Source organism: Streptomyces sp. JLBG701 (assembly GCF_058544905.1).
The window spans coordinates 8,306,909-8,330,983 of sequence record NZ_CM178588.1; the positions used below are offsets into that span (position 1 = coordinate 8,306,909).

Below are 24,075 nucleotides of genomic sequence, written 5' to 3' on the forward strand. Positions count from 1 at the left end.
ATGGAATCGGTCAGCGTCCGGTCAAGGTGCCCTGTTTCCCCGAATTCGCAGAAGTTCTCCGAAGTTGTCGCGTCCCGGCACCGAACGCCCCGATGTCAGTGCCGGGCCGTAGAGTGGTCGCCGCCCGAGAGACGTGATGGAAGGACCCTCCGAGCCGTGACCGACACCCCCGCCGACGACCTCAAGCCCAGCTTCCGCGGTGACGTCACCGTCGAGCTGGTCAAACACACCGCGTCCGACGCGGACGTGCTGTTCGCCGCCCGCGTCTCGACCATCGGCGAGCAGTCCCTGGAGGAGATGGGCAAGGACCCCGAGCGCTCCAAGGGCCTGATCAACTACCTGATGCGGGACCGGCACGGCAGCCCCTTCGAGCACAACTCGATGACGTTCTTCATCAGCGCCCCGATCTTCGTCTTCCGCGAGTTCATGCGCCACCGCGTGGGCTGGTCGTACAACGAGGAATCCGGCCGTTACAGGGAGCTCCAGCCGGTCTTCTACGTCCCCGACGAGTCCCGCAAGCTGGTCCAGGAGGGCCGCCCCGGCAAGTACGTCTTCGTCGAGGGCACCGAGGCCCAGCAGGAGCTGGTCGGCCGCGTCATGGAGGACTCGTACCGGCATGCGTACGACGCGTACCAGGAGATGCTCGCCGCCGGCGTCGCCCGCGAGGTCGCCCGCGCGGTCCTCCCCGTCGGCCTGTTCTCCTCGATGTACGCCACCTGCAACGCCCGTTCGCTGATGCACTTCCTCGGCCTGCGCACCCAGCACGAACTGGCGAAGGTCCCGTCCTTCCCGCAGCGCGAGATCGAGATGGTCGGCGAGAAGATGGAGGCGGAGTGGGCCAAGCTCATGCCGCTGACGTACGCGGCCTTCAATGCGAACGGCCGTGTGGCCCCGTAACGCACGCATGTTGCCCCGCCGGGCACAGATGTACGGGTCAGCCTCGGGAAGTGTCCGTATTGCGGCATTTAGCGATATTCATCTAGCCTGATCAAATGGACCCGGCACTGCTTGAACCCCCGAGCAGGCAGTGCCGGGCTCCATCTTTGTCATGACTTTTCCCGCACCCCTAGGGCAGACCACGCGTTGAGCAGCGAGTAGCGTGTTACCCATGGCTCCGACCTCCACTCCGCAGACCCCCTTCGGGCGGGTCCTCACCGCCATGGTCACGCCCTTCACGGCGGACGGCGCACTTGACCTCGACGGCGCGCAGCGGCTCGCCACGCACCTGGTGGACGCAGGCAACGACGGCCTGATCATCAACGGCACCACCGGTGAGTCCCCCACCACCAGTGACACGGAGAAATCGGACCTCGTACGAGCCGTACTCGCCGCGGTCGGCGACCGCGCCCACATCGTGGCCGGCGTCGGCACGAACGACACCCGCCACAGCGTCGAACTCGCCCACGCCGCCGAGAAGGCCGGCGCACACGGCCTGCTGACCGTCACGCCGTACTACAACAAGCCCCCACAGGAGGGCCTGTACCGGCACTTCACGACGATCGCCGACGCCACCGAACTGCCGGTCATGCTCTACGACATTCCCGGCCGCAGCGGCGTCCCGATCAGTACCGAGACACTCGTCCGCCTGGCCGAGCACCCGCGGATCGTCGCCAACAAAGACGCCAAGGGCGACCTCGGCCGCGCCAGCTGGGCCATCGCGCGCTCCGGCCTCGCCTGGTACTCGGGCGACGACATGCTGAACCTGCCGCTGCTCTCCGTGGGCGCGGTCGGCTTCGTCTCGGTCGTCGGCCATGTGGTCACGCCCGAACTGCGTGCCATGGTCGAGGCGTACACCACGGGTGACGTCCACAAGGCCACCGAGATCCACCAGAAGCTGCTTCCGGTGTTCACCGGTATGTTCCGAACCCAGGGCGTCATGACCACCAAGGCCGCGCTCACCCTCCAGGGCCTGCCCGCCGGACCGCTGCGCGCGCCGATGGTCGAGCTCACGCCCGAGGAGATCGCCCAGCTCAAGATCGATCTTGCCGCAGGCGGGGTACAGCTCTGACAACAGACTTCACAACTGAATACGCAGGACCTCTGGTGCCTGCACTCCACAATGACAACTGCTTTTGCACGAACGTCACGCGCGCCACGTGCCTTGCCGGTACGTGGCGCGTGTGGTGAGGAGAGTCTTTTGAGTCATCCGCATCCTGAACTCGGCCCGCCGCCGCAACTCCCCGAAGGCGGACTGAGGGTCACTCCACTCGGCGGCCTCGGGGAAATCGGCCGAAACATGACGGTCTTCGAGTACGGAGGCCGCCTACTGATCGTCGACTGCGGCGTGCTCTTCCCGGAGGAGGAGCAGCCCGGAATCGACCTGATCCTGCCGGACTTCTCGTCCATCAGGGACCGCCTCGACGACATCGAGGGCATCGTCCTCACACATGGCCACGAGGACCACATCGGCGGCGTTCCGTATCTCCTGAGGGAGAAGCCGGACATCCCGCTGATCGGCTCCAAGCTGACCCTCGCGCTCATCGAGGCGAAGCTCCAGGAACACCGCATCCGCCCGTACACCCTTGAGGTGGCGGAGGGGAACCGAGAACGCATCGGCCCCTTCGACTGCGAGTTCGTCGCGGTCAACCACTCCATCCCGGACGCGCTTGCGGTGGCGATCCGCACTCCGGCCGGCATGGCGGTCCACACGGGCGACTTCAAGATGGACCAGCTTCCGCTGGACGGTCGTCTCACGGATCTACACGCGTTCGCACGGCTGAGCGAGGAAGGCATCGACCTTCTTCTCTCCGACTCGACGAACGCCGAGGTGCCGGGGTTCGTCCCGCCCGAGCGGGACATCTCGAACGTCCTGCGGCAGGTCTTCGCGAACGCCGGCAAGCGCATCATCGTGGCGAGCTTCGCCAGCCACATCCACCGCATCCAGCAGATCCTGGACGCGGCGCACGAGTACGGCCGCCGAGTCGCCTTCGTCGGCCGCTCGATGGTCCGCAACATGGGCATCGCGCGTGACCTGGGCTACCTGAAGGTCCCGCCGGGCCTGGTCGTGGACGTGAAGACGCTCGACGACCTCCCCGACAGCGAGGTCGTCCTGGTCTGCACGGGCTCCCAGGGCGAACCGATGGCAGCGCTGTCGCGCATGGCCAACCGCGACCACCAGATCCGCATCGTCGCGGGCGACACGGTGATCCTGGCGTCGTCGCTCATTCCCGGCAACGAGAACGCGGTCTACCGCGTCATCAACGGCCTGACCCGCTGGGGTGCGAACGTCGTCCACAAGGGCAACGCCAAGGTGCACGTCTCCGGCCACGCCTCGGCCGGTGAGCTCCTGTACTTCTACAACATCTGTCGGCCCAAGAACCTGATGCCGGTACACGGCGAATGGCGCCACCTGCGGGCCAACGCCGAGCTCGGCGCGATGACCGGCGTCCCGCACGATCGGATCGTCATCGCCGAGGACGGTGTGGTCGTCGACCTGGTCGAGGGCAAGGCCAAGATCTCGGGCAAGGTCCAGGCGGGATACGTGTACGTCGACGGCCTCTCGGTCGGTGACGTCGGTGAGCCCGCGCTCAAGGACCGCAAGATCCTGGGCGACGAGGGCATCATCTCGGTCTTCCTGGTGGTGGACTCGTCGACGGGCAAGATCACGGCTGGACCTCATGTCCAGGCCCGCGGCTCGGGCATCGACGACTCGGCCTTCAGCGAGGTGCTTCCGAGGATCACGGAGGTGCTGGAGCGGTCGGCCCAGGACGGCGTCGTGGAACCCCACCAGCTGCAGCAACTCATCCGCCGCACGCTGGGCAAGTGGGTCTCGGACACCTATCGGCGCAGGCCGATGATCCTCCCTGTCGTCGTGGAGGTCTGACCCTCGTAGGTGTGAACCTGGAGCGGGGCGCCTCGATTTGCATCGAGGCGCCCCGCTCCAGTACGTTTACGGCTCCGCCAGAACGGGAACCCGGGCGCCTCGCGCACCGGAACCAGTCCCCGAGCGGGGCGGGAATTCCGACTCAGAATCTCTGATAAAGTCGGAAGCGCCGGAAAGGGAAACGCGAGAGCGGGAACCTGGAAAGCACCGAGGAAATCGGATCGGAAAACGGTCTGATAGAGTCGGAAACGCAAGACCGAAGGGAAGCGCCCGGAGGAAAGCCCGAGAGGGTGAGTACAAAGGAAGCGTCCGTTCCTTGAGAACTCAACAGCGTGCCAAAAATCAACGCCAGATATGTTGATACCCCGTCCATCGGATTATTCCGGTGGCGAGGTTCCTTTGAAGAAAACACAGCGAGGACGCTGTGAACGGCCGGGCTTATTCCGCCTGGCTGTTCCGCTCTCGTGATGTGTGCACCGGATTACCGGTAAACATTCACGGAGAGTTTGATCCTGGCTCAGGACGAACGCTGGCGGCGTGCTTAACACATGCAAGTCGAACGATGAACCGCTTCGGTGGGGATTAGTGGCGAACGGGTGAGTAACACGTGGGCAATCTGCCCTGCACTCTGGGACAAGCCCTGGAAACGGGGTCTAATACCGGATAACACCGTCTCGGGCATCTGGGATGGTTGAAAGCTCCGGCGGTGCAGGATGAGCCCGCGGCCTATCAGCTTGTTGGTGAGGTAGTGGCTCACCAAGGCGACGACGGGTAGCCGGCCTGAGAGGGCGACCGGCCACACTGGGACTGAGACACGGCCCAGACTCCTACGGGAGGCAGCAGTGGGGAATATTGCACAATGGGCGAAAGCCTGATGCAGCGACGCCGCGTGAGGGATGACGGCCTTCGGGTTGTAAACCTCTTTCAGCAGGGAAGAAGCGCAAGTGACGGTACCTGCAGAAGAAGCGCCGGCTAACTACGTGCCAGCAGCCGCGGTAATACGTAGGGCGCAAGCGTTGTCCGGAATTATTGGGCGTAAAGAGCTCGTAGGCGGTCTGTCGCGTCGGATGTGAAAGCCCGGGGCTTAACCCCGGGTCTGCATTCGATACGGGCAGACTAGAGTGTGGTAGGGGAGATCGGAATTCCTGGTGTAGCGGTGAAATGCGCAGATATCAGGAGGAACACCGGTGGCGAAGGCGGATCTCTGGGCCATTACTGACGCTGAGGAGCGAAAGCGTGGGGAGCGAACAGGATTAGATACCCTGGTAGTCCACGCCGTAAACGGTGGGAACTAGGTGTTGGCGACATTCCACGTCGTCGGTGCCGCAGCTAACGCATTAAGTTCCCCGCCTGGGGAGTACGGCCGCAAGGCTAAAACTCAAAGGAATTGACGGGGGCCCGCACAAGCAGCGGAGCATGTGGCTTAATTCGACGCAACGCGAAGAACCTTACCAAGGCTTGACATACACCGGAAAGCATCAGAGATGGTGCCCCCCTTGTGGTCGGTGTACAGGTGGTGCATGGCTGTCGTCAGCTCGTGTCGTGAGATGTTGGGTTAAGTCCCGCAACGAGCGCAACCCTTGTTCTGTGTTGCCAGCATGTCCTTCGGGGTGATGGGGACTCACAGGAGACCGCCGGGGTCAACTCGGAGGAAGGTGGGGACGACGTCAAGTCATCATGCCCCTTATGTCTTGGGCTGCACACGTGCTACAATGGCAGGTACAATGAGCTGCGATGCCGTGAGGCGGAGCGAATCTCAAAAAGCCTGTCTCAGTTCGGATTGGGGTCTGCAACTCGACCCCATGAAGTCGGAGTTGCTAGTAATCGCAGATCAGCATTGCTGCGGTGAATACGTTCCCGGGCCTTGTACACACCGCCCGTCACGTCACGAAAGTCGGTAACACCCGAAGCCGGTGGCCCAACCCCCTTGCGGGGAGGGAGCTGTCGAAGGTGGGACTGGCGATTGGGACGAAGTCGTAACAAGGTAGCCGTACCGGAAGGTGCGGCTGGATCACCTCCTTTCTAAGGAGCACTTCTCACTCGGACTTGTCCGGGTCAGAGGCCACTACGCAGGCAAACGTTCTGCGGTGGTTGCTCATGGGTGGAACGTTGATTATTCGGTCTGGTTCACGGGTCGGAGGCTTGCGAGTACTGCCCTCTTCGGAGGGCGTGGAAAGCATGATCTTCGGGCGGGACCGGGCCGGGCACGCTGTTGGGTGTCTGAGGGTACGGCCGATGAGGCTGCCTTCAGTGCCGGCCCCAGTGCACTCGAACCTGCTGGTTCGGGGTGATGGGTGGTTGGTCGTTGTTTGAGAACTGCACAGTGGACGCGAGCATCTGTGGCCAAGTTTTTAAGGGCGCACGGTGGATGCCTTGGCACCAGGAACCGATGAAGGACGTGGGAGGCCACGATAGTCCCCGGGGAGTCGTCAACCAGGCTTTGATCCGGGGGTTTCCGAATGGGGAAACCCGGCAGTCGTCATGGGCTGTCACCCATACCTGAACACATAGGGTATGTGGAGGGAACGCGGGGAAGTGAAACATCTCAGTACCCGCAGGAAGAGAAAACAACCGTGATTCCGGGAGTAGTGGCGAGCGAAACCGGATGAGGCCAAACCGTATACGTGTGAGACCCGGCAGGGGTTGCGTGTGCGGGGTTGTGGGATCTCTCTTCTGTCGTCTGCCGGCGACAGGACGAGTCAGAAACCGTACAGGTAGGCGAAGGACATGCGAAAGGTCCGGCGTAGAGGGTAAGACCCCCGTAGTCGAAATCTGTACGGCTCGTTTGAGAGACACCCAAGTAGCACGGGGCCCGAGAAATCCCGTGTGAATCTGGCGGGACCACCCGTTAAGCCTAAATATTCCCTGGTGACCGATAGCGGATAGTACCGTGAGGGAATGGTGAAAAGTACCGCGGGAGCGGAGTGAAATAGTACCTGAAACCGTGTGCCTACAAGCCGTGGGAGCGTCGGGATGGAGCTTGCTCCATCCTCGTGACTGCGTGCCTTTTGAAGAATGAGCCTGCGAGTTTGCGGTGTGTTGCGAGGTTAACCCGTGTGGGGAAGCCGTAGCGAAAGCGAGTCCGAACAGGGCGATACAGTAGCGCGCTCAAGACCCGAAGCGGAGTGATCTAGCCATGGGCAGGTTGAAGCGGAGGTAAGACTTCGTGGAGGACCGAACCCACCAGGGTTGAAAACCTGGGGGATGACCTGTGGTTAGGGGTGAAAGGCCAATCAAACTCCGTGATAGCTGGTTCTCCCCGAAATGCATTTAGGTGCAGCGTCGTGTGTTTCTTGCCGGAGGTAGAGCACTGGATAGGCGATGGGCCCTACCGGGTTACTGACCTTAGCCAAACTCCGAATGCCGGTAAGTGAGAGCGCGGCAGTGAGACTGTGGGGGATAAGCTCCATGGTCGAGAGGGAAACAGCCCAGAGCATCGACTAAGGCCCCTAAGCGTACGCTAAGTGGGAAAGGATGTGGAGTCGCAGAGACAACCAGGAGGTTGGCTTAGAAGCAGCCACCCTTGAAAGAGTGCGTAATAGCTCACTGGTCTAGTGATTCCGCGCCGACAATGTAGCGGGGCTCAAGCGTACCGCCGAAGTCGTGTCATTCCAGCATGAGGGCCAACGCCCGCTGGGATGGGTAGGGGAGCGTCGTGTGCCGGGTGAAGCCGCAGCGGAAGCTAGTGGTGGACGGTTCACGAGTGAGAATGCAGGCATGAGTAGCGATACACACGTGGGAAACGTGTGCGCCGATTGACTAAGGGTTCCTGGGTCAAGCTGATCTGCCCAGGGTAAGTCGGGACCTAAGGCGAGGCCGACAGGCGTAGTCGATGGATAACCGGTTGATATTCCGGTACCCGCTGTGAAGCGTCAAACATCGAGCCCATTAATGCTAAGGCCGTGAAGCCGCCCTGATCTCTTCGGAGTTGAGGGGAGTGGTGGAGCCGCCGGCCCAAGGTGGTAGTAGGTGAGTGATGGGGTGACGCAGGAAGGTAGTCCAGCCCGGGCGGTGGTTGTCCCGGGGTAAGGGTGTAGCCCGAGTGGTAGGCAAATCCGCCACTCGTATAAGGGTGAGACCTGATGCCGAGCCGATTGTGGTGAAGTGGATGATCCTATGCTGTCGAGAAAAGCCTCTAGCGAGTTTCATGGCGGCCCGTACCCTAAACCGACTCAGGTGGTCAGGTAGAGAATACCGAGGCGTTCGGGTGAACTATGGTTAAGGAACTCGGCAAAATGCCCCCGTAACTTCGGGAGAAGGGGGGCCATCACTGGTGAGGGGACTTGCTCTCCGAGCTGGGGGTGGCCGCAGAGACCAGCGAGAAGCGACTGTTTACTAAAAACACAGGTCCGTGCGAAGCCGTAAGGCGATGTATACGGACTGACGCCTGCCCGGTGCTGGAACGTTAAGGGGACCGGTTAGTCACTCTTCGGGGTGGCGAAGCTGAGAACTTAAGCGCCAGTAAACGGCGGTGGTAACTATAACCATCCTAAGGTAGCGAAATTCCTTGTCGGGTAAGTTCCGACCTGCACGAATGGCGTAACGACTTCTCGACTGTCTCAACCATAGGCCCGGTGAAATTGCACTACGAGTAAAGATGCTCGTTTCGCGCAGCAGGACGGAAAGACCCCGGGACCTTTACTACAGTTTGATATTGGTGTTCGGTTCGGCTTGTGTAGGATAGCTGGGAGACTTTGAGCTCTGGACGCCAGTTCAGGGGGAGTCGTCGTTGAAATACCAGTCTGGTCGTGCTGGATGTCTAACCTGGGTCCGTGATCCGGATCAGGGACAGTGTCTGATGGGTAGTTTAACTGGGGCGGTTGCCTCCTAAAGAGTAACGGAGGCGCCCAAAGGTTCCCTCAGCCTGGTTGGCAATCAGGTGTTGAGTGTAAGTGCACAAGGGAGCTTGACTGTGAGACCGACGGGTCGAGCAGGGACGAAAGTCGGGACTAGTGATCCGGCGGTGGCTTGTGGAAGCGCCGTCGCTCAACGGATAAAAGGTACCCCGGGGATAACAGGCTGATCTTCCCCAAGAGTCCATATCGACGGGATGGTTTGGCACCTCGATGTCGGCTCGTCGCATCCTGGGGCTGGAGTCGGTCCCAAGGGTTGGGCTGTTCGCCCATTAAAGCGGTACGCGAGCTGGGTTTAGAACGTCGTGAGACAGTTCGGTCCCTATCCGCTGCGCGCGCAGGAATATTGAGAAGGGCTGTCCCTAGTACGAGAGGACCGGGACGGACGAACCTCTGGTGTGCCAGTTGTTCTGCCAAGGGCATGGCTGGTTGGCTACGTTCGGGAGGGATAACCGCTGAAAGCATCTAAGCGGGAAGCCTGCTTCGAGATGAGTATTCCCACCCCCATGAGGGGTTAAGGCTCCCAGTAGACGACTGGGTTGATAGGCCAGATCTGGAAGCCCGGTAACGGGTGGAGGTGACTGGTACTAATAGGCCGAGGGCTTGTCCTCAGTTGCTCGCGTCCACTGTGTTGGTTCTGAAACCACGAACAACCCCGTTGTCACGGTCACGGCAGCGGTGCGGTATTCACAGTTTCATAGTGTTTCGGTGGTCATAGCGTGAGGGAAACGCCCGGTTACATTCCGAACCCGGAAGCTAAGCCTTACAGCGCCGATGGTACTGCAGGGGGGACCCTGTGGGAGAGTAGGACACCGCCGAACGATTATTCAAAGAGCTGGTCCCCGAACTTCGGTTCAGGGACCAGCTCTTTTTTGTTTGGCGTCACTTGACGTTCACGTTGCGGAACAAGCATCCGAGACATGGGTACTGCTGCAATGCTCAGGGCCGCGGGCGTCGGAGTCGGTGACGAGGTCATCGTGCCGGCGTTCGGGAACGTGGAAGTCGCCGAGGCCGTGACCCTGGCTGGTGCGCTTCCGGTGTTCGCCGACATACATCCGGTGACTTACTGCCTTGACGCGTCGGCGGTGGAAGCGGCCGTAACTCCGCGGACGGCGGCCGTGGTTGTCGTACACCGCTTCGGTCGGCCGGCTGACATCGCTCGGCTGCATGGTGTCGGGCAGCGGTACGGGTTGCTGGTGCTGGAGCAGGGGGAGTCCGTGGCGCCGTACGACGAGATTGCTCAGCGTCGGCAGCGGGCGGCCTACCTTGATGGGCGGCTGCGGGGCGTGCGTACGCCCGATGGGGGCGACGGGCACACCTACCAGCAGTACATCGTGCGTGTGCCCGGGAACGGGCGGCCCGACCGGGATGCCTTCGCGCGGGCCGTGCGGGCCAGGGGAGTTGAGTGTCGGGTGCCGGTGAAGACGCCCGTGCACCGGCTGCCGGAATTCCGTCGGTGTGTGTCCTTGCCGGAGACCGAGCGGGCTGCCGACGAGACGCTCGCGCTGCCTGTGGACGCGGCATTGACGAGGCGGGACATGCAGCGGATCGTGTCGGCGTGCAATGCCCTCGGGGGACTGTTGCAGGCCGCCTTCTGACCGATCGGTCGGCGAGCAGGCGTGGTTGGGAACACGGGCCTGTTCGGGGTATGATCTATTCCGTTGCCGCGAGGGAAACCTCGAAAACGGTGACAGGCCCCCTTAGCTCAGTCGGCAGAGCGTCTCCATGGTAAGGAGAAGGTCAACGGTTCGATTCCGTTAGGGGGCTCCAGCCAAAAGGCCCCGCCCATTCGGGCGGGGCCTTTTTCGTGTTCTCCGTCAGTCCCCTCAGTCCTTCTGGATACCCGGCACGCGCATCGCCAGGATCGCCATGTCGTCGGACGGGGCGTCCGACGCGAAGCGTTCCACCGCGCGCATGATGCGGGCGGCGACCGCGCCCGCCGTGAGGCCCGTGCAGGTCGTGAGGACGTCGGTGAGGCCGTCGTCGCCCAACATGCGGGTGCCCTCGCGGCGTTCCGTCACGCCGTCCGTGACGCACAGGAGGACGTCGCCCGGGTCGAGGGTGACCATCTGCTCGTACAGCTCCAGGTCCTCCATGACGCCGAGGAGCGGCTGGGGCTCGGCCGCCGGTTCGACTGTGCCGTCCTGGCGCAGGCGCAAGGGGAGCGGGTGGCCGGCGCAGACCACCTTCAGCAGGGCGCTGCCGTCCTCCTGGGGCCACAACTCGCCGTAGAGGAGGGTCAGGAAGCGGCTGCGGGCGCCCTCGTCGAGGATGGCGGAGTTCAGGCGCTCCAGGACCGCGGGGCCGCCGAAGCCCTCCCGGGCCAGCAGGCGGAGGGCGTGGCGGGCGAGGCCGGTCACCGCCGCCGCCTCCGGGCCCGTACCGCAGACGTCGCCGATGGCGAAGCCGTATGCGCCGTCGCGGATCGGGAAGAGGTCGTAGAAGTCGCCACCGACCTCGTTGCCCTCGCCGGCCGCGCGGTAGATGACCTCGACCTCGACGCCGTCGATCTCGGGCAGTTCCGGGGGCAGGAGGCTGCGCTGGAGGGACTGGCTGATGGCCGTCCGCTCCGAGTACAGGCGGGCGTTGTCCAGGGCCAGGGCCGCCCTGCGGGACAGGTCCTCGGCCAACTCCAGGATTTCCTGGCGGAAGTGTTCGTCCGTCGGCTTGCCGAGCGTCAGCATGCCGATGACTCGGTTGCGGGCGACCAGAGGGAGGACCACCGTCTCGCCGCCCACGGCGGACGCGGTGGCGAGGGTCGGGCCGATGCCCGAGCTGACCCTGCGGGCCGGCTCGCCCAGGCCCAGGCTGCGCATGGAGGTGCGCAGGGCCGCCTGGTGGGCCGCCGCGGCCGGGGCCGACCAGACGCGGGCGCCGGGCGTCGGTACCGGGTCCGGAGGAGAGATCTTCGAGAGCAACGACTTGATGCCGTCGATGAGTTCCTCGTCCTCGTGCAGGACATACGACAGATACGGCTCCGAGGCCTGGTCGGCGATCGTGTAGACCGCGCACCAGGTCGCCAGGGTCGGGACCGTCATCTGGGCCATCAGCGCCAGGGTCTGGTCACGGTCCAGGGTGCCCGCGAGGAGGTCGGAGGCCTCGACCAGGAAGCTGAGCGAGCCTCGGCGCAGGCGCTCCAGCTCGCCCAGACGGGCAGACTCGACGGCCAACGCGATCCGGTCGGCGGCGAATTGGAGGCGCAGGGCCTCTTCGTTCGAGTATCTGCCGGGGGACTCGGCTGCGACGCCCAGGGAACCCGTAAGGCGGCCTTCCACCTTCAGCGGGACCGTGACCACCGAGCGCATGCCCGTGCCGTTCAGCAGGGGGACCGCGCCGGGGACGGCCGTGAGGTCCTCGTGGACGGCCGGCATTCGGGCCGAGCCGTAGCGGCCGGGGCCCGCCTCCACCGGGACGCGGGCGAAGCGCTGGCGGGCCGAGGGGAGGCCGGTGGAGGCGCGGACCTCCAACTCCGTTTCGTCGTCGGTGGCCAGGAGCAGGAACGCGGAGTCGCCGTCGAGCATGTCGCGGGCGCGCTCCACCGTGCGCTGGAGGAGGCCGTCGAGGTCGTCGGGGGCCGGGGAGCCGATGAAGACCTCGAAGGGGTCGGCGGCCTGACCGTCCGGGTTGCTGGCGGCGTCCGGGGCCGGGCCGCGCAACGGCGTCTGCAGGACCGCGCGTTCGTGGTTGCGGACCAGGAGGCAGACGGTCGAGGGTTCGCCGCCGGTGTCGCGGACGCGGAGGTGGGAGGCGTAGACCGGGGTCACCCGGCCGTTGGCGCCGCGGATGCCGTAACTGCCTTCCCAGCGGGAGAGTTGGAGTGCCTCCGCGATGCCCGTGCTGGTGCCGGGCGTGTGCGGCCAGGCGGCCAGGTCGGTGAGCGGTTTGCCGGTGACCTGCTCGGCGGCGTAGCCGAAGAGTTCCTCGGCGTCCTCGTTCCACGCGGCGATGGTGCCGCTGCGGTCGATCTGGACGACCGCCACGCGCACGCGGCCGTCGGCCAGCGGGAGGAGGTCGGCCGGGAGTGACGGGCCCGCGGTGCGGGCACCCACCGGGCGCTCGGGGAGGTCGAGTTGGAACCAGACCTGCTTCTGCGTGGGTGTGTACTCGACGCCCCAGCGGCCGGCCAGGGCCGCGCACAGCTGGAGGCCGCGGCCGCCTTCGCGGTCGGGGCTGCCCATGTTGGCGGGTGAGCCCTGGAGGGGGATCTCGCGCTCCGGGTAGCGGTCGGCCACCTCGATCCGTACGCCATCTTCACTGCGTAGACACAGGACGTCCGCGGCGGTGCCCGCGTGGATGACCGCGTTGGTGACCAGTTCGCTCGTGAGGACCACGGCGTCGTCGACGATGTCGGCGAAGCCCCAGCCCTGGAGGGTGTCCCGGACGAAGGACCGCGCGATCGCGACCGATCGTCCTACGGGCTCGAAGCTGGCGGCCGCGCGCGCGGTGATCACGGAACTCCTCGACCTGTTGTCGGCGTGCAGGACTCCATGGCCGATCGGCGCCTGCCGGGGCACAGGCTGGTTCCCCGTCTGCCGGGGATCCTGCGGCGTTCCCCCAGGATGCAGTCCGGTGGTCATGGTGCGGTTGCCCCTCCGATGCCTGCCCGCTCGTTCGTGTGCCACCGCCCAGGCCGGACGGAACCGGTGTGGCTGGACAGCCGCATGCCAGGTTACTTACCTTCGCCCTCCATGCGGATGCCGGTCGCCAGTGTTTACGTCGGGAGGGTGTGCCGACGTTGTGCGAAGCTGCCGAACTGTTATGGCCTGGTTCGGCGAGGGTGAAACACTGGGCAAGCTTCTTGTGAAGGTCCGGGCAGGCCAGGTGTCATCTGCGTACAGCGGGCAGCAGCCTCTGGTGCGGCCTGCGGAATCGGGCAGTAATACGCAGTAGTGACTGGCATGCCGACTAGCAGTACCCGAGCACAGCAGTAACGGTCGACCCCTGCGGGAGGGACACAGTGGAGTCTGGCGCAGCGACGCGGGGCACGAAGACGCGCGCGAAGGGCGGACAGTCCCTGAACAACCAGGGCAAACCGCGCAATGGGACCACCGAGGTGGACACAGCGTCTCTGAACAGGCTGTTGGTGGCCCTGGTTTCGATGCGTGACGGAAACTTCCGCAAGAGGCTCACGGTGTCCGGTGACGGCGTGATGTCGGAGATCGCTGCGGTTTTCAACGAGGTGGCCGACCGCAATCTGCATCTGACGGGCGAGTTGTCGCGTGTGCGGCGCATGGTGGGGCGTGAGGGAAAGCTCACGGAACGGCTGGAGACGGGGGCCTCCGAGGGCTCCTGGGCGGCCGCCATCGACGCCTCCAACGCGCTCGTGGACGACCTCGTACGGCCTGTCTCCGAGGTCAGCCGGGTGCTGTCGGCCGTGGCCGAGGGTGATCTGTCGCCGCGCATGGAGCTGCGGACGCAGGCGTCGGAGGGGGCCGGGCATCCGCTGCGCGGTGAGTTCCTGAAGGTCGGGCGGACGGTCAACAACCTTGTCGACCAGCTGTCGACGTTCACCGACGAGGTCACACGTGTGGCCAGTGAGGTCGGTACCGAGGGCAAGCTGGGCGGGCAGGCTCAGGTGCGCGGTATGTCCGGTTCGTGGAAGGACCTCACGGACTCGGTCAACACCATGGCGTACCGGCTGACTGCGCAGGTGCGGGACATCGCGCTCGTGACGACCGCGGTCGCGAAGGGTGACTTGTCCCGGAAGGTCACGGTTCATGTGGCCGGCGAGATGCTGGAGCTCAAGAACACCGTCAACACGATGGTGGACCAGCTGTCGTCCTTCTCCTCCGAGGTGACGCGAGTCGCGCGCGAGGTGGGTACCGAGGGCGAGCTCGGCGGGCAGGCGCAGGTGCCGGGCGTGGCCGGGGTGTGGAAGGACCTCACCGATTCGGTGAACATCATGGCCGGCAACCTGACCGCGCAGGTGCGCGGGATCGCCCAGGTGACGACGGCCGTGGCCAACGGTGACCTGTCGCAGAAGGTGACCGTGTCGGCGCGCGGCGAGGTGGCGCAGCTCGCCGAGACGATCAACCAGATGACCGAGACGCTGCGCACCTTCGCCGACGAGGTCACGCGTGTGGCCAACGAGGTCGGTGCCGAGGGGCAGCTCGGCGGTCAGGCCAATGTGCCGGGCGCGGCGGGTACGTGGAAGGACCTGACGGACTCCGTCAACACGGTCTTCCGGAATCTGACCATCCAGGTGCGGGACATCGCCGCCGTGACGACCGCCGTGGCGAGCGGTGACCTGTCGCAGAAGGTCACCGTGAACGTCGCCGGCGAGATGCTGGAGCTCAAGAACACCGTCAACGGCATGGTCGACCAGCTGTCGTCGTTCGGCGCCGAGGTCACGCGCGTGGCGCGCGAGATCGGTGTCGAGGGTGAACTCGGCGGTCAGGCGCAGGTGCCGGGGGCGGCGGGTACGTGGAAGGACCTCACCGACTCCGTCAACACGGCCTTCCGGAACCTCACCGGGCAGGTGCGCAACATCGCCCAGGTGACGACGGCCGTGGCCAACGGTGACCTGTCGCAGAAGGTCACCGTGGACGTGTCCGGCGAGATGCTCCAGCTGAAGAACACCGTGAACACGATGGTGGACCAGCTGTCGAGCTTCGCCGACCAGGTGACGCGGATGGCCCGGGACGTGGGCACGGAGGGCCGCCTTGGCGGTCAGGCCCGCGTGGACGGCGTGTCCGGTACGTGGAAGGAACTCACCGACTCCGTCAACTTCATGGCCGGCAACCTGACTTCGCAGGTACGGCAGATCGCCCAGGTGACCACGGCCGTGGCCCGGGGTGACCTGTCCCAGAAGATCGACGTCGACGCGCGCGGCGAGATCCTGGAGCTGAAGAACACCATCAACACGATGGTCGACCAGCTGTCCGCCTTCGCCGACCAGGTGACGCGGGTGGCCCGCGAGGTGGGCACGGAGGGCCGGCTGGGCGGTCAGGCGCAGGTGCCCGGCGTCGCCGGTGTGTGGCGGGACCTGACCGACTCCGTGAACGGCATGGCGTCCAACCTGACCGGCCAGGTCCGCAACATCGCGCAGGTCGCGACCGCGGTGGCCCGGGGTGACCTGTCGCAGAAGATCACTGTGGACGCGCGTGGTGAGATCCAGGAGCTGAAGAACACCCTCAACACGATGGTGGACCAGCTGTCCTCGTTCGCCGAGGAGGTCACGCGTGTGGCCCGCGAGGTGGGCACCGAGGGCATCCTGGGCGGTCAGGCGGAGGTGCAGGGTGTCTCCGGCACCTGGAAGGACCTCACGCAGTCCGTGAACTTCATGGCGAACAACCTGACCATCCAGGTCCGCAACATCGCCGAGGTCACGACCGCGGTCGCCAAGGGCGATCTGTCGAAGAAGATCACCGTCGACGCGAAGGGCGAGATCCTCGAACTCGTCAGCACCGTCAACACGATGGTGGACCAGCTGTCGTCCTTCGCCGAGCAGGTGACCCGGGTGGCCCGCGAGGTGGGCACCGAGGGCATCCTCGGCGGCCAGGCGCACGTGCCGGGGGTCACGGGCATCTGGAAGGACCTCAGCAACAACGTGAACCTGATGGCCAACAACCTGACCATGCAGGTGCGCAACATCTCCCAGGTCGCGTCCGCCGTCGCCAACGGCGACCTGACCCGGACGGTGACCATCGAGGCGCGCGGTGAGGTCGCGCAGCTCGCCGACACCTTCAACACCATGGTGAAGACGCTGAGTTCGTTCGCCGACCAGGTCACCAAGGTGGCCCGCGAGGTGGGCACGGACGGCATCCTCGGCGGACAGGCGCACGTACCCGGTGTGGCCGGTACGTGGAAGGACCTCACCGAGTCCGTGAACCAGATGGCGTCCAACCTGACCGGCCAGGTCCGCAACATCGCCATGGTGACGACCGCCATCGCCAAGGGCGACTTGACCAAGAAGATCGACATTGACGCTCGCGGTGAGATCCTCGAACTCAAGACGACGATCAACACCATGGTTGATCAGCTGTCCAGTTTCGCCGAGGAGGTCACCCGAGTCGCCCGTGAGGTGGGCACGGAGGGGCAGCTCGGCGGCCAGGCACGCGTGCGTGACGTGGACGGCACCTGGCGGGACCTCACCGAGTCCGTGAACGAGATGGCCGGGAACCTCACCCGGCAGGTGCGTGCCATCGCGCGCGTGGCGACCGCGGTGACCCGCGGCGACCTGAACCTGAAGATCGACGTCGACGCGGCCGGCGAGATCCAGGAACTCCAGGACTACATCAACAAGATGATCGCCAACCTGCGCGACACCACGATCGCCAACAAGGAGCAGGACTGGCTCAAGGGCAACCTCGCCCGCATCTCCGCCCTGATGCAGGGGCGCCGCGACCTCGACGACGTCGCCTCGCTGATCATGAGCGAGCTGACGCCGGTCGTCTCCGCGCAGCACGGCGCGTTCTTCCTGGCCCTGCCGCTGGCCGACGCCGAGGGCGAGGACGCGTACGAGCTGCGCATGTTGGGGTCGTACGGCTACTCGATGGGGTCCATGCCGACGTCGTTCCGTCCCGGTGAGGCGCTGATCGGGACGGCTGCCCAGGAGCGGCGCACGATCCTCGTGGAGAACGCGCCGAGCGGATATCTGAAGATCTCCTCCGGGCTCGGGGAGGCGCCGCCCGCACAAGTGATCGTCCTCCCGGTGCTGTTCGAGGGGAAGGTGCTCGGAGTCATCGAGCTGGCCTCCTTCACTCCGTTCACCCAGATCCAGAAGGACTTCCTCAACCAGATCGCCGAGATGATCGCGACCAGCGTCAACACCATCTCCGTCAACACCAAGACCGAGGTGCTGCTGAAGCAGTCGCAGGAGCTGACCGAGCAACTCCGGGAGCGCTCGGCCGAGTTGGAGAACCGGCAGAAGGCCCTTCAGTCGTCCAACGCCGAACTGGAGGAGAAGGCCGAACTGCTGGCCCAGCAGAACCGCGACATCGAGGTCAAGAACACCGAGATCGAGGAGGCGCGGCAGGTCCTGGAGGAGCGCGCCGAGCAGCTCGCGGTGTCCATGCGCTACAAGAGCGAGTTCCTCGCGAACATGTCGCACGAGCTGCGTACGCCGCTCAACTCGCTGCTGATCCTGGCCAAGTTGCTCGCCGACAACGCGGAGGGGAACCTCTCCCCGAAGCAGGTCGAGTTCGCCGAGACGATCCACGGGGCCGGCTCCGACCTCCTCCAGCTCATCAACGACATCCTCGACCTGTCGAAGGTCGAGGCGGGCAAGATGGACGTCTCCCCGACGCGCATCGCGCTCGTGCAGCTCGTCGACTACGTGGAGGCCACCTTCCGCCCGCTGACCGCGGAGAAGGGCCTCGACCTGTCGGTTCGGGTGTCGCCGGAGTTGCCCGCCACGCTGCACACCGACGAGCAGCGGCTGCTCCAGGTGCTGCGCAACCTGCTGTCCAACGCAGTGAAGTTCACCGACTCCGGAGCGGTCGAGCTGGTGATCCGGCCGGCGGGAGCCGACGTCCCGATGGCCATCAGGGAGCAGCTTCTGGAGGCCGGTTCGCTGCGCGACGCGGACGCCGATCTGATCGCGTTCTCCGTGACCGACACCGGTATCGGGATCGCGGCCAGCAAGATGCGGGTCATCTTCGAGGCGTTCAAGCAGGCGGACGGCACGACCAGCCGCAAGTACGGCGGTACGGGGCTCGGGTTGTCCATCTCGCGGGAGATCGCCCAGCTGCTCGGCGGTGAGATCCACGCGCAGAGCGAACCGGGGCGTGGATCGACGTTCACGCTCTATTTGCCGCTGCACCCCAGCGAACTGCCGCCGCAGGGCTACCAGCAGCTCGCGCCCCCCTCCGAGGCGGTCGGCGAGCTGTTGGCGGCGGCTTCGCAGTTGACCGACCTGGTCGACGTGGAGGTCGAGACGCCGGCCGAGGTGAAGTCGTACCACGAGACCCAGAACGGTGCCGCCGCGCTCTTCAGGCGTCGTCGCAGGGGCGTGTCCGGCGCCGGGCAGGGGGCCCTGCCGCAGGCGCAGACGGTGCAGGAGCACTGGGCCGCGGAGGAGTCCGGGGCTCCGCAGCCGCGGCGCGGGATCCGGTTCGGCGGCGAGAAGGTGCTGATCGTCGACGACGACATCCGCAACGTCTTCGCTCTCACCAGCGTCCTGGAACAGCACGGACTGTCCGTGCTGTACGCGGAGAACGGCCGCGAGGGCATCGAGGTCCTGGAACAGCACGACGACGTGGCGGTCGTCCTGATGGACATCATGATGCCCGAGATGGACGGTTACGCCACGACGACTGCGATCCGCAGGATGCCGCAGTTCGCCGGTCTTCCGATCATCGCGCTGACGGCCAAGGCCATGAAGGGCGACCGGGAGAAGGCGATCGAGTCGGGTGCGTCCGACTATGTGACGAAGCCGGTCGACCCCGACCATCTGCTGTCGGTGATGGACCAGTGGATGCGGGCGGAGTGACGGGAAACGTGTGGGAACCTTCGGTGTTCACACGGAGTTGCTGACTCAGTGTGGCCGAAGCCGTGTAGAAGTACGGGATTCGGGGAACCTTCTGGTCTCCCGCTACGTTTCTGCTTCGTGCACAGTGACATCGCGGTGACAGGGTGTGGCGACAGGCGGGGTGCGGCTACCATGACCGGCACAAGGACGGGCGACGCAAGGGAGTCGTCCTCTGGGGCGGCGCCCGGTGCACTGCCGGGGCGAGGAGGGCGGGCCATGGTGCAGAAGGCCAAGATCCTCCTGGTCGATGACCGGCCGGAGAATCTGCTGGCGCTTGAGGCCATCCTCTCTGCGCTCGATCAGACGCTGGTGCGGGCATCGTCCGGGGAGGAAGCGCTCAAAGCACTGCTCACGGACGACTTCGCGGTCATTCTGCTGGACGTCCAGATGCCTGGAATGGACGGTTTCGAAACCGCGGCGCACATCAAGCGGCGAGAACGGACCCGGGACATCCCGATCATCTTCCTCACCGCGATCAACCACGGCCCGCACCACACCTTCCGCGGGTATGCGGCGGGCGCGGTCGACTACATCTCCAAGCCGTTCGACCCGTGGGTGCTGCGCGCCAAGGTCTCGGTGTTCGTCGAGCTGTACATGAAGAACTGCCAGCTGCGGGAGCAGGCGGCGCTGCTGCGGCTCCAGTTGGAGGGCGGCGGTGGCGGCAAGGCCGCTGTCGGCGACAAGGAGCCGGCCGGGCTGCTCGCCGAACTGTCCGCGCGGCTCGCGGCCGTCGAGGAACAGGCCGAGGCGCTCTCCAAGCAGCTCGACGACGAGTCGGCGGACGCGGCGGCGGTGGCCACGGCGGCCCATCTCGAACGCAAACTCACCGGGCTCCGCCGGGCGCTGGACGCCCTGGAACCGGGCACGGGGAGTACGCCCACGGTGCCGTCGCAGAACTGAGGCGCGCGTCGGGGGCGGTGGTGCGCGGGTGTTGTGGTTGAGCGCGCGTCAGTTCTCCGCCTCCGCAAGAGCGACACGAACGGGTGAAGCAGTGAGCACACGTGTCCGCTGTCGTCTCCACCGGTAACCTCACACCTATGGCCTCACGTCCCTCCGCAGCCAAGAAGCAGCCCGCCAAGAAGGCTGTCGCTCCCGCGAAGGGGCCGGCGAAGAAGGTCGCCGCGAAAAAAGCCCCCGCGAAGAAGACGGCAGCCAGGAAGAGCGCGGCGAAACCCGCGCCCAAGCCGGCGCCGAATCCCACCGGCGGCATCTTCTGGCTCGTACGCGCGATCTGGCTCGGCGCCGCGCACGCCGTCGGCGCCGTCTTCCGCGGTATAGGGCAAGGAGCCAAGAACCTGGACCCGGCACACCGCAAGGACGGCATCGCACTGCTGCTCTTCGGTATCGCGCTGATCGTCGCCGCGGGCACCTGGGCGGACCTGCGCGGCCCCGTCGGCGACCTCGTCGAGATCCTGGTGACCGGCGCCTTCGGCCGCCTCGACCTGCTCGTGCCGCTCCTGCTCGCGGCCATCGCCGTGCGCTTCATGCGGCACCCCGAGAAACCCGACGCCAACGGCCGGATCGTGATCGGCCTGTCCGCGCTCGTCATCGGCGTGCTCGGCGAGGTCCACATCGCGTGCGGAGCGCCCGCCCGCAGCGACGGCATGCAGGCCATAAGGGACGCCGGTGGCCTCATCGGCTGGGGCGCGGCGACCCCGCTGACGTACGCCATGGGCCAGGTGCTCGCCGTACCGCTGCTCGTGCTGCTCACGATCTTCGGCCTGCTCGTCGTCACGGCCACCCCGGTCAACGCCATCCCGCAGCGGCTGCGCCTGCTCGGCGTGAAGCTCGGCATCGTCCACGACCCCGAGGAGGACGATCTCGGCGAGGACGACGAGCGCTACGACGAGCAGTGGCGCGAGGCGCTGCCCGCGCGCTCCCGCAGGCGCGGGGGAGCCCCCCAGACGTACGACCCCGACAGCGCCGAGCAGGAGGCCCTCACAAGGCGCAGGAGCCGCCCCCGGCGCTCCGCGGTGCCGCAGCCCGACATGGACCGGCAGATGGACGCCGTGGACGTCGCGGCGGCCGCGGCTGCCGCCCTCGACGGTGCCGTCCTGCACGGCATGCCGCCCTCGCCGATCGTCGCCGACCTCACCCAAGGGGTGAGCGTGGGGGACCGCGAGGAGGCCACACCGACTCCGGCGCCGAAGCCGACGCCCGTACCGGCGGCACGCCCCCGGCAGGAGAAGCTGAAGACCGAGGTCCCCGACCTCACCAAGTCGCCGCCCGAGGAAGTGCGCGACCTGCCGCCGCGTGCCGAGCAACTCCAGCTCTCCGGTGACATCACCTACTCGCTGCCCTCGCTCGACCTCCTGGAGCGTGGCGGCCCCGGCAAGACGCGCAGCGCCGCGAACGACGCCGTCGTCGCCTCCCTGCAGAACGTCTTCATGGAGTTCAAGGTCGACGCCGCCGTCACCGGCTTCACGCGCGGGCCGACAGTCACGCGCTACGAGGTCGAGCTCGGCCCCGCCGTGAAGGTCGAGCGGATCACCGCCCTGACGAAGAACATCGCCTACGCCGTCGCCAGCCCGGACGTGCGAATCATCAGCCCGATCCCCGGCAAGTCGGCGGTCGGCATCGAGATCCCCAACACCGACCGCGAGATGGTCAACCTGGGCGACGTCCTGCGGCTGGCCGACGCCGCCGAGGACGACCACCCCATGCTGGTGGCGCTCGGCAAGGACGTCGAGGGCGGCTACGTCATGGCCAACCTCGCCAAGATGCCGCACGTCCTGGTGGCCGGAGCCACCGGTTCCGGTAAATCGTCGTGCATTAACTGCCTGATTACGTCCGTCATGGTCCGTGCGACTCCCGAGGACGTCCGTATGGTCCTCGTCGACCCCAAGCGCGTCGAGCTGACCGCGTACGAGGGCATCCCGCACCTGATCACGCCGATCATCACCAACCCGAAGCGGGCCGCCGAGGCGCTCCAGTGGGTCGTACGGGAGATGGATCTGCGCTACGACGACCTGGCGGCGTTCGGGTACCGGCACATCGACGACTTCAACCAGGCCATCCGCGACGGCAAGCTCAAGACGCCGGAAGGCAGCGAGCGGGAGCTCAGGACCTATCCGTATCTGCTGGTCATCGTCGATGAGCTCGCCGACCTGATGATGGTCGCGCCACGGGACGTCGAGGACTCGATCGTGCGTATCACGCAGCTCGCGCGCGCGGCCGGCATCCACCTGGTGCTCGCCACACAGCGGCCGTCTGTTGATGTCGTGACCGGGTTGATCAAGGCGAACGTGCCGTCAAGGCTCGCCTTCGCCACCTCCTCGCTCGCCGACTCGCGCGTCATCCTTGACCAGCCCGGCGCCGAGAAGCTGATCGGCAAGGGCGACGGGCTGTTCCTGCCGATGGGGGCCAACAAACCGACCCGTATGCAGGGCGCATTCGTGACCGAGGACGAGGTCGCGGCGATCGTCCAGCACTGCAAGGACCAGATGGCGCCCGTCTTCCGGGACGACGTCACCGTGGGTACCAAGCAGAAGAAGGAGATCGACGAGGACATCGGCGACGACCTCGACCTGCTGTGCCAGGCGGCCGAGCTGGTCGTCTCCACCCAGTTCGGGTCGACCTCGATGCTCCAGCGGAAGCTGCGCGTCGGCTTCGCCAAGGCCGGGCGGCTCATGGACCTCATGGAGTCCCGGGGCGTCGTCGGACCCAGCGAAGGGTCCAAAGCACGTGATGTTCTTGTGAAACCTGATGAGTTGGATGGAGTGCTCGCGGTGATCCGCGGGGAGGCTGAGGGGTAGGGACGCGGGCCGTCCGGCGGATGGGTTGTCGACCGTGACTCACCCGTTAGAGATCGCCGGGCAACCGTTTCCCCTTGACGTACGTCAAGTTGAGCGGGAGGACAGGTACGGGTCCCACCACGGGGTCCGTGCGTGGCCGCCGTCGGGATGCCCGGCCATTCCGATGGCGTACAAAGTCCCACCGCCCGGTTGCCCCACCCTTTCGCACCCCCCATAGACTGAACCTCCAGCACAGGCGGCTATACGCTCGAAAGGCGCCCCCGTGTCCATCGGCAACTCCCCTGAAGACGAGCGTCCGTTCGAAGACGATCGTGACGGCCGCGAGGAAGTCCGCCCCTCCATCGGTCGTGCCCTGCAGCAGGCGCGCATCGCTGCCGGGCTGACCGTCGACGACGTCAGCGGCGCCACCAGGGTTCGTATCGGCATCGTGCACGCCATCGAGGCGGACGACTTCGCCCCCTGCGGTGGTGACGTCTACGCGCGCGGTCACCTCAAAACGCTGGCCAGGGCCGTCCACCTCGATCCGGCGCCGCTGCTCGCGCAGTACGACGCCGAGCACGGCGGCCGCCCGGCCCCGACCCCGGCCGCACCCCTGTTCGAGGCGGAACGCATCCGCCCCGAGCGGCGTGGGCCCAACTGGACCGCCGCCATGGTCGCCGCGATCGTCGCGGTGGTCGGCTTCGTCGGCTTCACCGCGTTCAAGGGTGGCGACGACGGCTCCAAGACGCAGGTCGCCGAGGGTTCCACACCCATGACCAGCAAGACCGCCTCGCCCACGCCCACGGGCACCAAGCCCGCGGACCCGAAGCCCGACCCCTCGGACAGTGCCATCGCGGCCGCGCCCCAGGACAAGGTGACCGTCCAGGTCAGCGCCAGCGACGGACGCAGCTGGATCTCCGCCAAGGACCACAACGGCCGGCTCCTGTTCGACGGACTCCTCAAGCAGGGCGAGTCCAAGACGTTCCAGGACAGCGAGAAGATCAACCTCGTCCTCGGTGACGCCGGAGCGATCCAGCTCTACGTCAACGGCAAGAAGATCGACGACGACTTCCAGCCGGGGGCCGTCGAACGCCTGACGTATACGAAGGGCGACCCGCAGGTCGGATAAGCGGTCTGATCGGGTTTGCATTCACGGGGTTGACCAGGCCCTGGCCCCGTCGACGTGGGGTGTCA

The 24,075-nt window shown here is 65.8% G+C and carries 9 protein-coding genes, 1 tRNA gene and 3 rRNA genes; 12 read left to right on the forward strand and 1 reads right to left on the reverse strand.

Going from position 1 to position 24,075, the window contains the following annotated elements:
- Window positions 1-156: 156 nt before the first annotated feature.
- The 8 genes from thyX to AC5DRG_RS38440 all read left to right on the forward strand — a co-directional run bounded on the left by thyX (window position 157) and on the right by AC5DRG_RS38440 (window position 10,446).
- A complete protein-coding gene (gene thyX / locus AC5DRG_RS38405) occupies window positions 157-897 on the forward strand; it encodes an FAD-dependent thymidylate synthase (RefSeq protein WP_491804359.1) in 741 nt (246 codons plus the stop codon).
- 211 nt (window positions 898-1,108) lie between these two features.
- On the forward strand, window positions 1,109-2,008 hold the full coding sequence (dapA, locus tag AC5DRG_RS38410) for a 4-hydroxy-tetrahydrodipicolinate synthase (protein ID WP_491804360.1): 900 nt from the start codon (window positions 1,109-1,111) through the stop codon (window positions 2,006-2,008).
- A gap of 129 nt (window positions 2,009-2,137) precedes the next feature.
- On the forward strand, window positions 2,138-3,823 hold the full coding sequence (locus AC5DRG_RS38415; RefSeq protein WP_491804362.1) for a ribonuclease J: 1,686 nt from the start codon (window positions 2,138-2,140) through the stop codon (window positions 3,821-3,823).
- Window positions 3,824-4,317: 494 nt separating this feature from the next.
- Window positions 4,318-5,845, forward strand: a 16S ribosomal RNA gene (locus AC5DRG_RS38420).
- A gap of 319 nt (window positions 5,846-6,164) precedes the next feature.
- Window positions 6,165-9,287: ribosomal RNA gene (locus AC5DRG_RS38425) — 23S ribosomal RNA — on the forward strand.
- A gap of 93 nt (window positions 9,288-9,380) precedes the next feature.
- Window positions 9,381-9,497, forward strand: a 5S ribosomal RNA gene (gene rrf / locus AC5DRG_RS38430).
- Together the 16S, 23S and 5S rRNA genes form the textbook arrangement of a ribosomal RNA operon.
- A 114-nt stretch (window positions 9,498-9,611) precedes the next feature.
- Window positions 9,612-10,274: a DegT/DnrJ/EryC1/StrS family aminotransferase gene (locus AC5DRG_RS38435; protein ID WP_491813269.1), complete on the forward strand. Its 663-nt coding sequence runs from the start codon at window positions 9,612-9,614 to the stop codon at window positions 10,272-10,274.
- A gap of 96 nt (window positions 10,275-10,370) precedes the next feature.
- Window positions 10,371-10,446: transfer RNA gene (locus tag AC5DRG_RS38440), tRNA-Thr, on the forward strand.
- A 56-nt stretch (window positions 10,447-10,502) separates the two neighbouring features.
- Here the strand turns inward: AC5DRG_RS38440 and AC5DRG_RS38445 are convergent.
- The gene (locus tag AC5DRG_RS38445) at window positions 10,503-13,253 is read right to left on the reverse strand and encodes a SpoIIE family protein phosphatase (RefSeq protein ID WP_491804364.1); all 2,751 of its coding nucleotides are present in this window, start codon (window positions 13,251-13,253) and stop codon (window positions 10,503-10,505) included.
- 380 nt (window positions 13,254-13,633) lie between these two features.
- Between AC5DRG_RS38445 and AC5DRG_RS38450 the strand changes: the two genes are divergently transcribed.
- The 4 genes from AC5DRG_RS38450 to AC5DRG_RS38465 all read left to right on the forward strand — a co-directional run bounded on the left by AC5DRG_RS38450 (window position 13,634) and on the right by AC5DRG_RS38465 (window position 24,010).
- Window positions 13,634-19,108 (forward strand): HAMP domain-containing protein, encoded by a 5,475-nt coding sequence (locus AC5DRG_RS38450; protein WP_491804365.1) that lies wholly within the window; start codon window positions 13,634-13,636, stop codon window positions 19,106-19,108.
- 255 nt (window positions 19,109-19,363) lie between these two features.
- The gene (locus tag AC5DRG_RS38455) at window positions 19,364-20,047 is read left to right on the forward strand and encodes a response regulator (RefSeq protein ID WP_491804366.1); all 684 of its coding nucleotides are present in this window, start codon (window positions 19,364-19,366) and stop codon (window positions 20,045-20,047) included.
- Between the two features lie 137 nt (window positions 20,048-20,184).
- Window positions 20,185-22,902, forward strand: coding sequence for a DNA translocase FtsK (locus AC5DRG_RS38460; RefSeq protein ID WP_491804367.1), 2,718 nt, complete (start codon window positions 20,185-20,187; stop codon window positions 22,900-22,902).
- A 262-nt stretch (window positions 22,903-23,164) separates the two neighbouring features.
- Window positions 23,165-24,010 (forward strand): helix-turn-helix domain-containing protein, encoded by an 846-nt coding sequence (locus AC5DRG_RS38465; RefSeq protein ID WP_491804369.1) that lies wholly within the window; start codon window positions 23,165-23,167, stop codon window positions 24,008-24,010.
- Window positions 24,011-24,075 lie beyond the last annotated feature (65 nt).

What these genes read in the sequence shown, in the direction of transcription:
- AC5DRG_RS38445 (WP_491804364.1), bottom strand. Translation starts at nt 13,253, where the DNA reads ATGACCACCGGACTGCATCCTGGGGGAACGCCGCAGGATCCCCGGCAG.
- dapA (WP_491804360.1), top strand. Translation starts at nt 1,109, where the DNA reads ATGGCTCCGACCTCCACTCCGCAGACCCCCTTCGGGCGGGTCCTCACC.
- AC5DRG_RS38460 (WP_491804367.1), top strand. Translation starts at nt 20,185, where the DNA reads ATGGCCTCACGTCCCTCCGCAGCCAAGAAGCAGCCCGCCAAGAAGGCT.
- AC5DRG_RS38455 (WP_491804366.1), top strand. Translation starts at nt 19,364, where the DNA reads ATGGTGCAGAAGGCCAAGATCCTCCTGGTCGATGACCGGCCGGAGAAT.
- AC5DRG_RS38435 (WP_491813269.1), top strand. Translation starts at nt 9,612, where the DNA reads ATGCTCAGGGCCGCGGGCGTCGGAGTCGGTGACGAGGTCATCGTGCCG.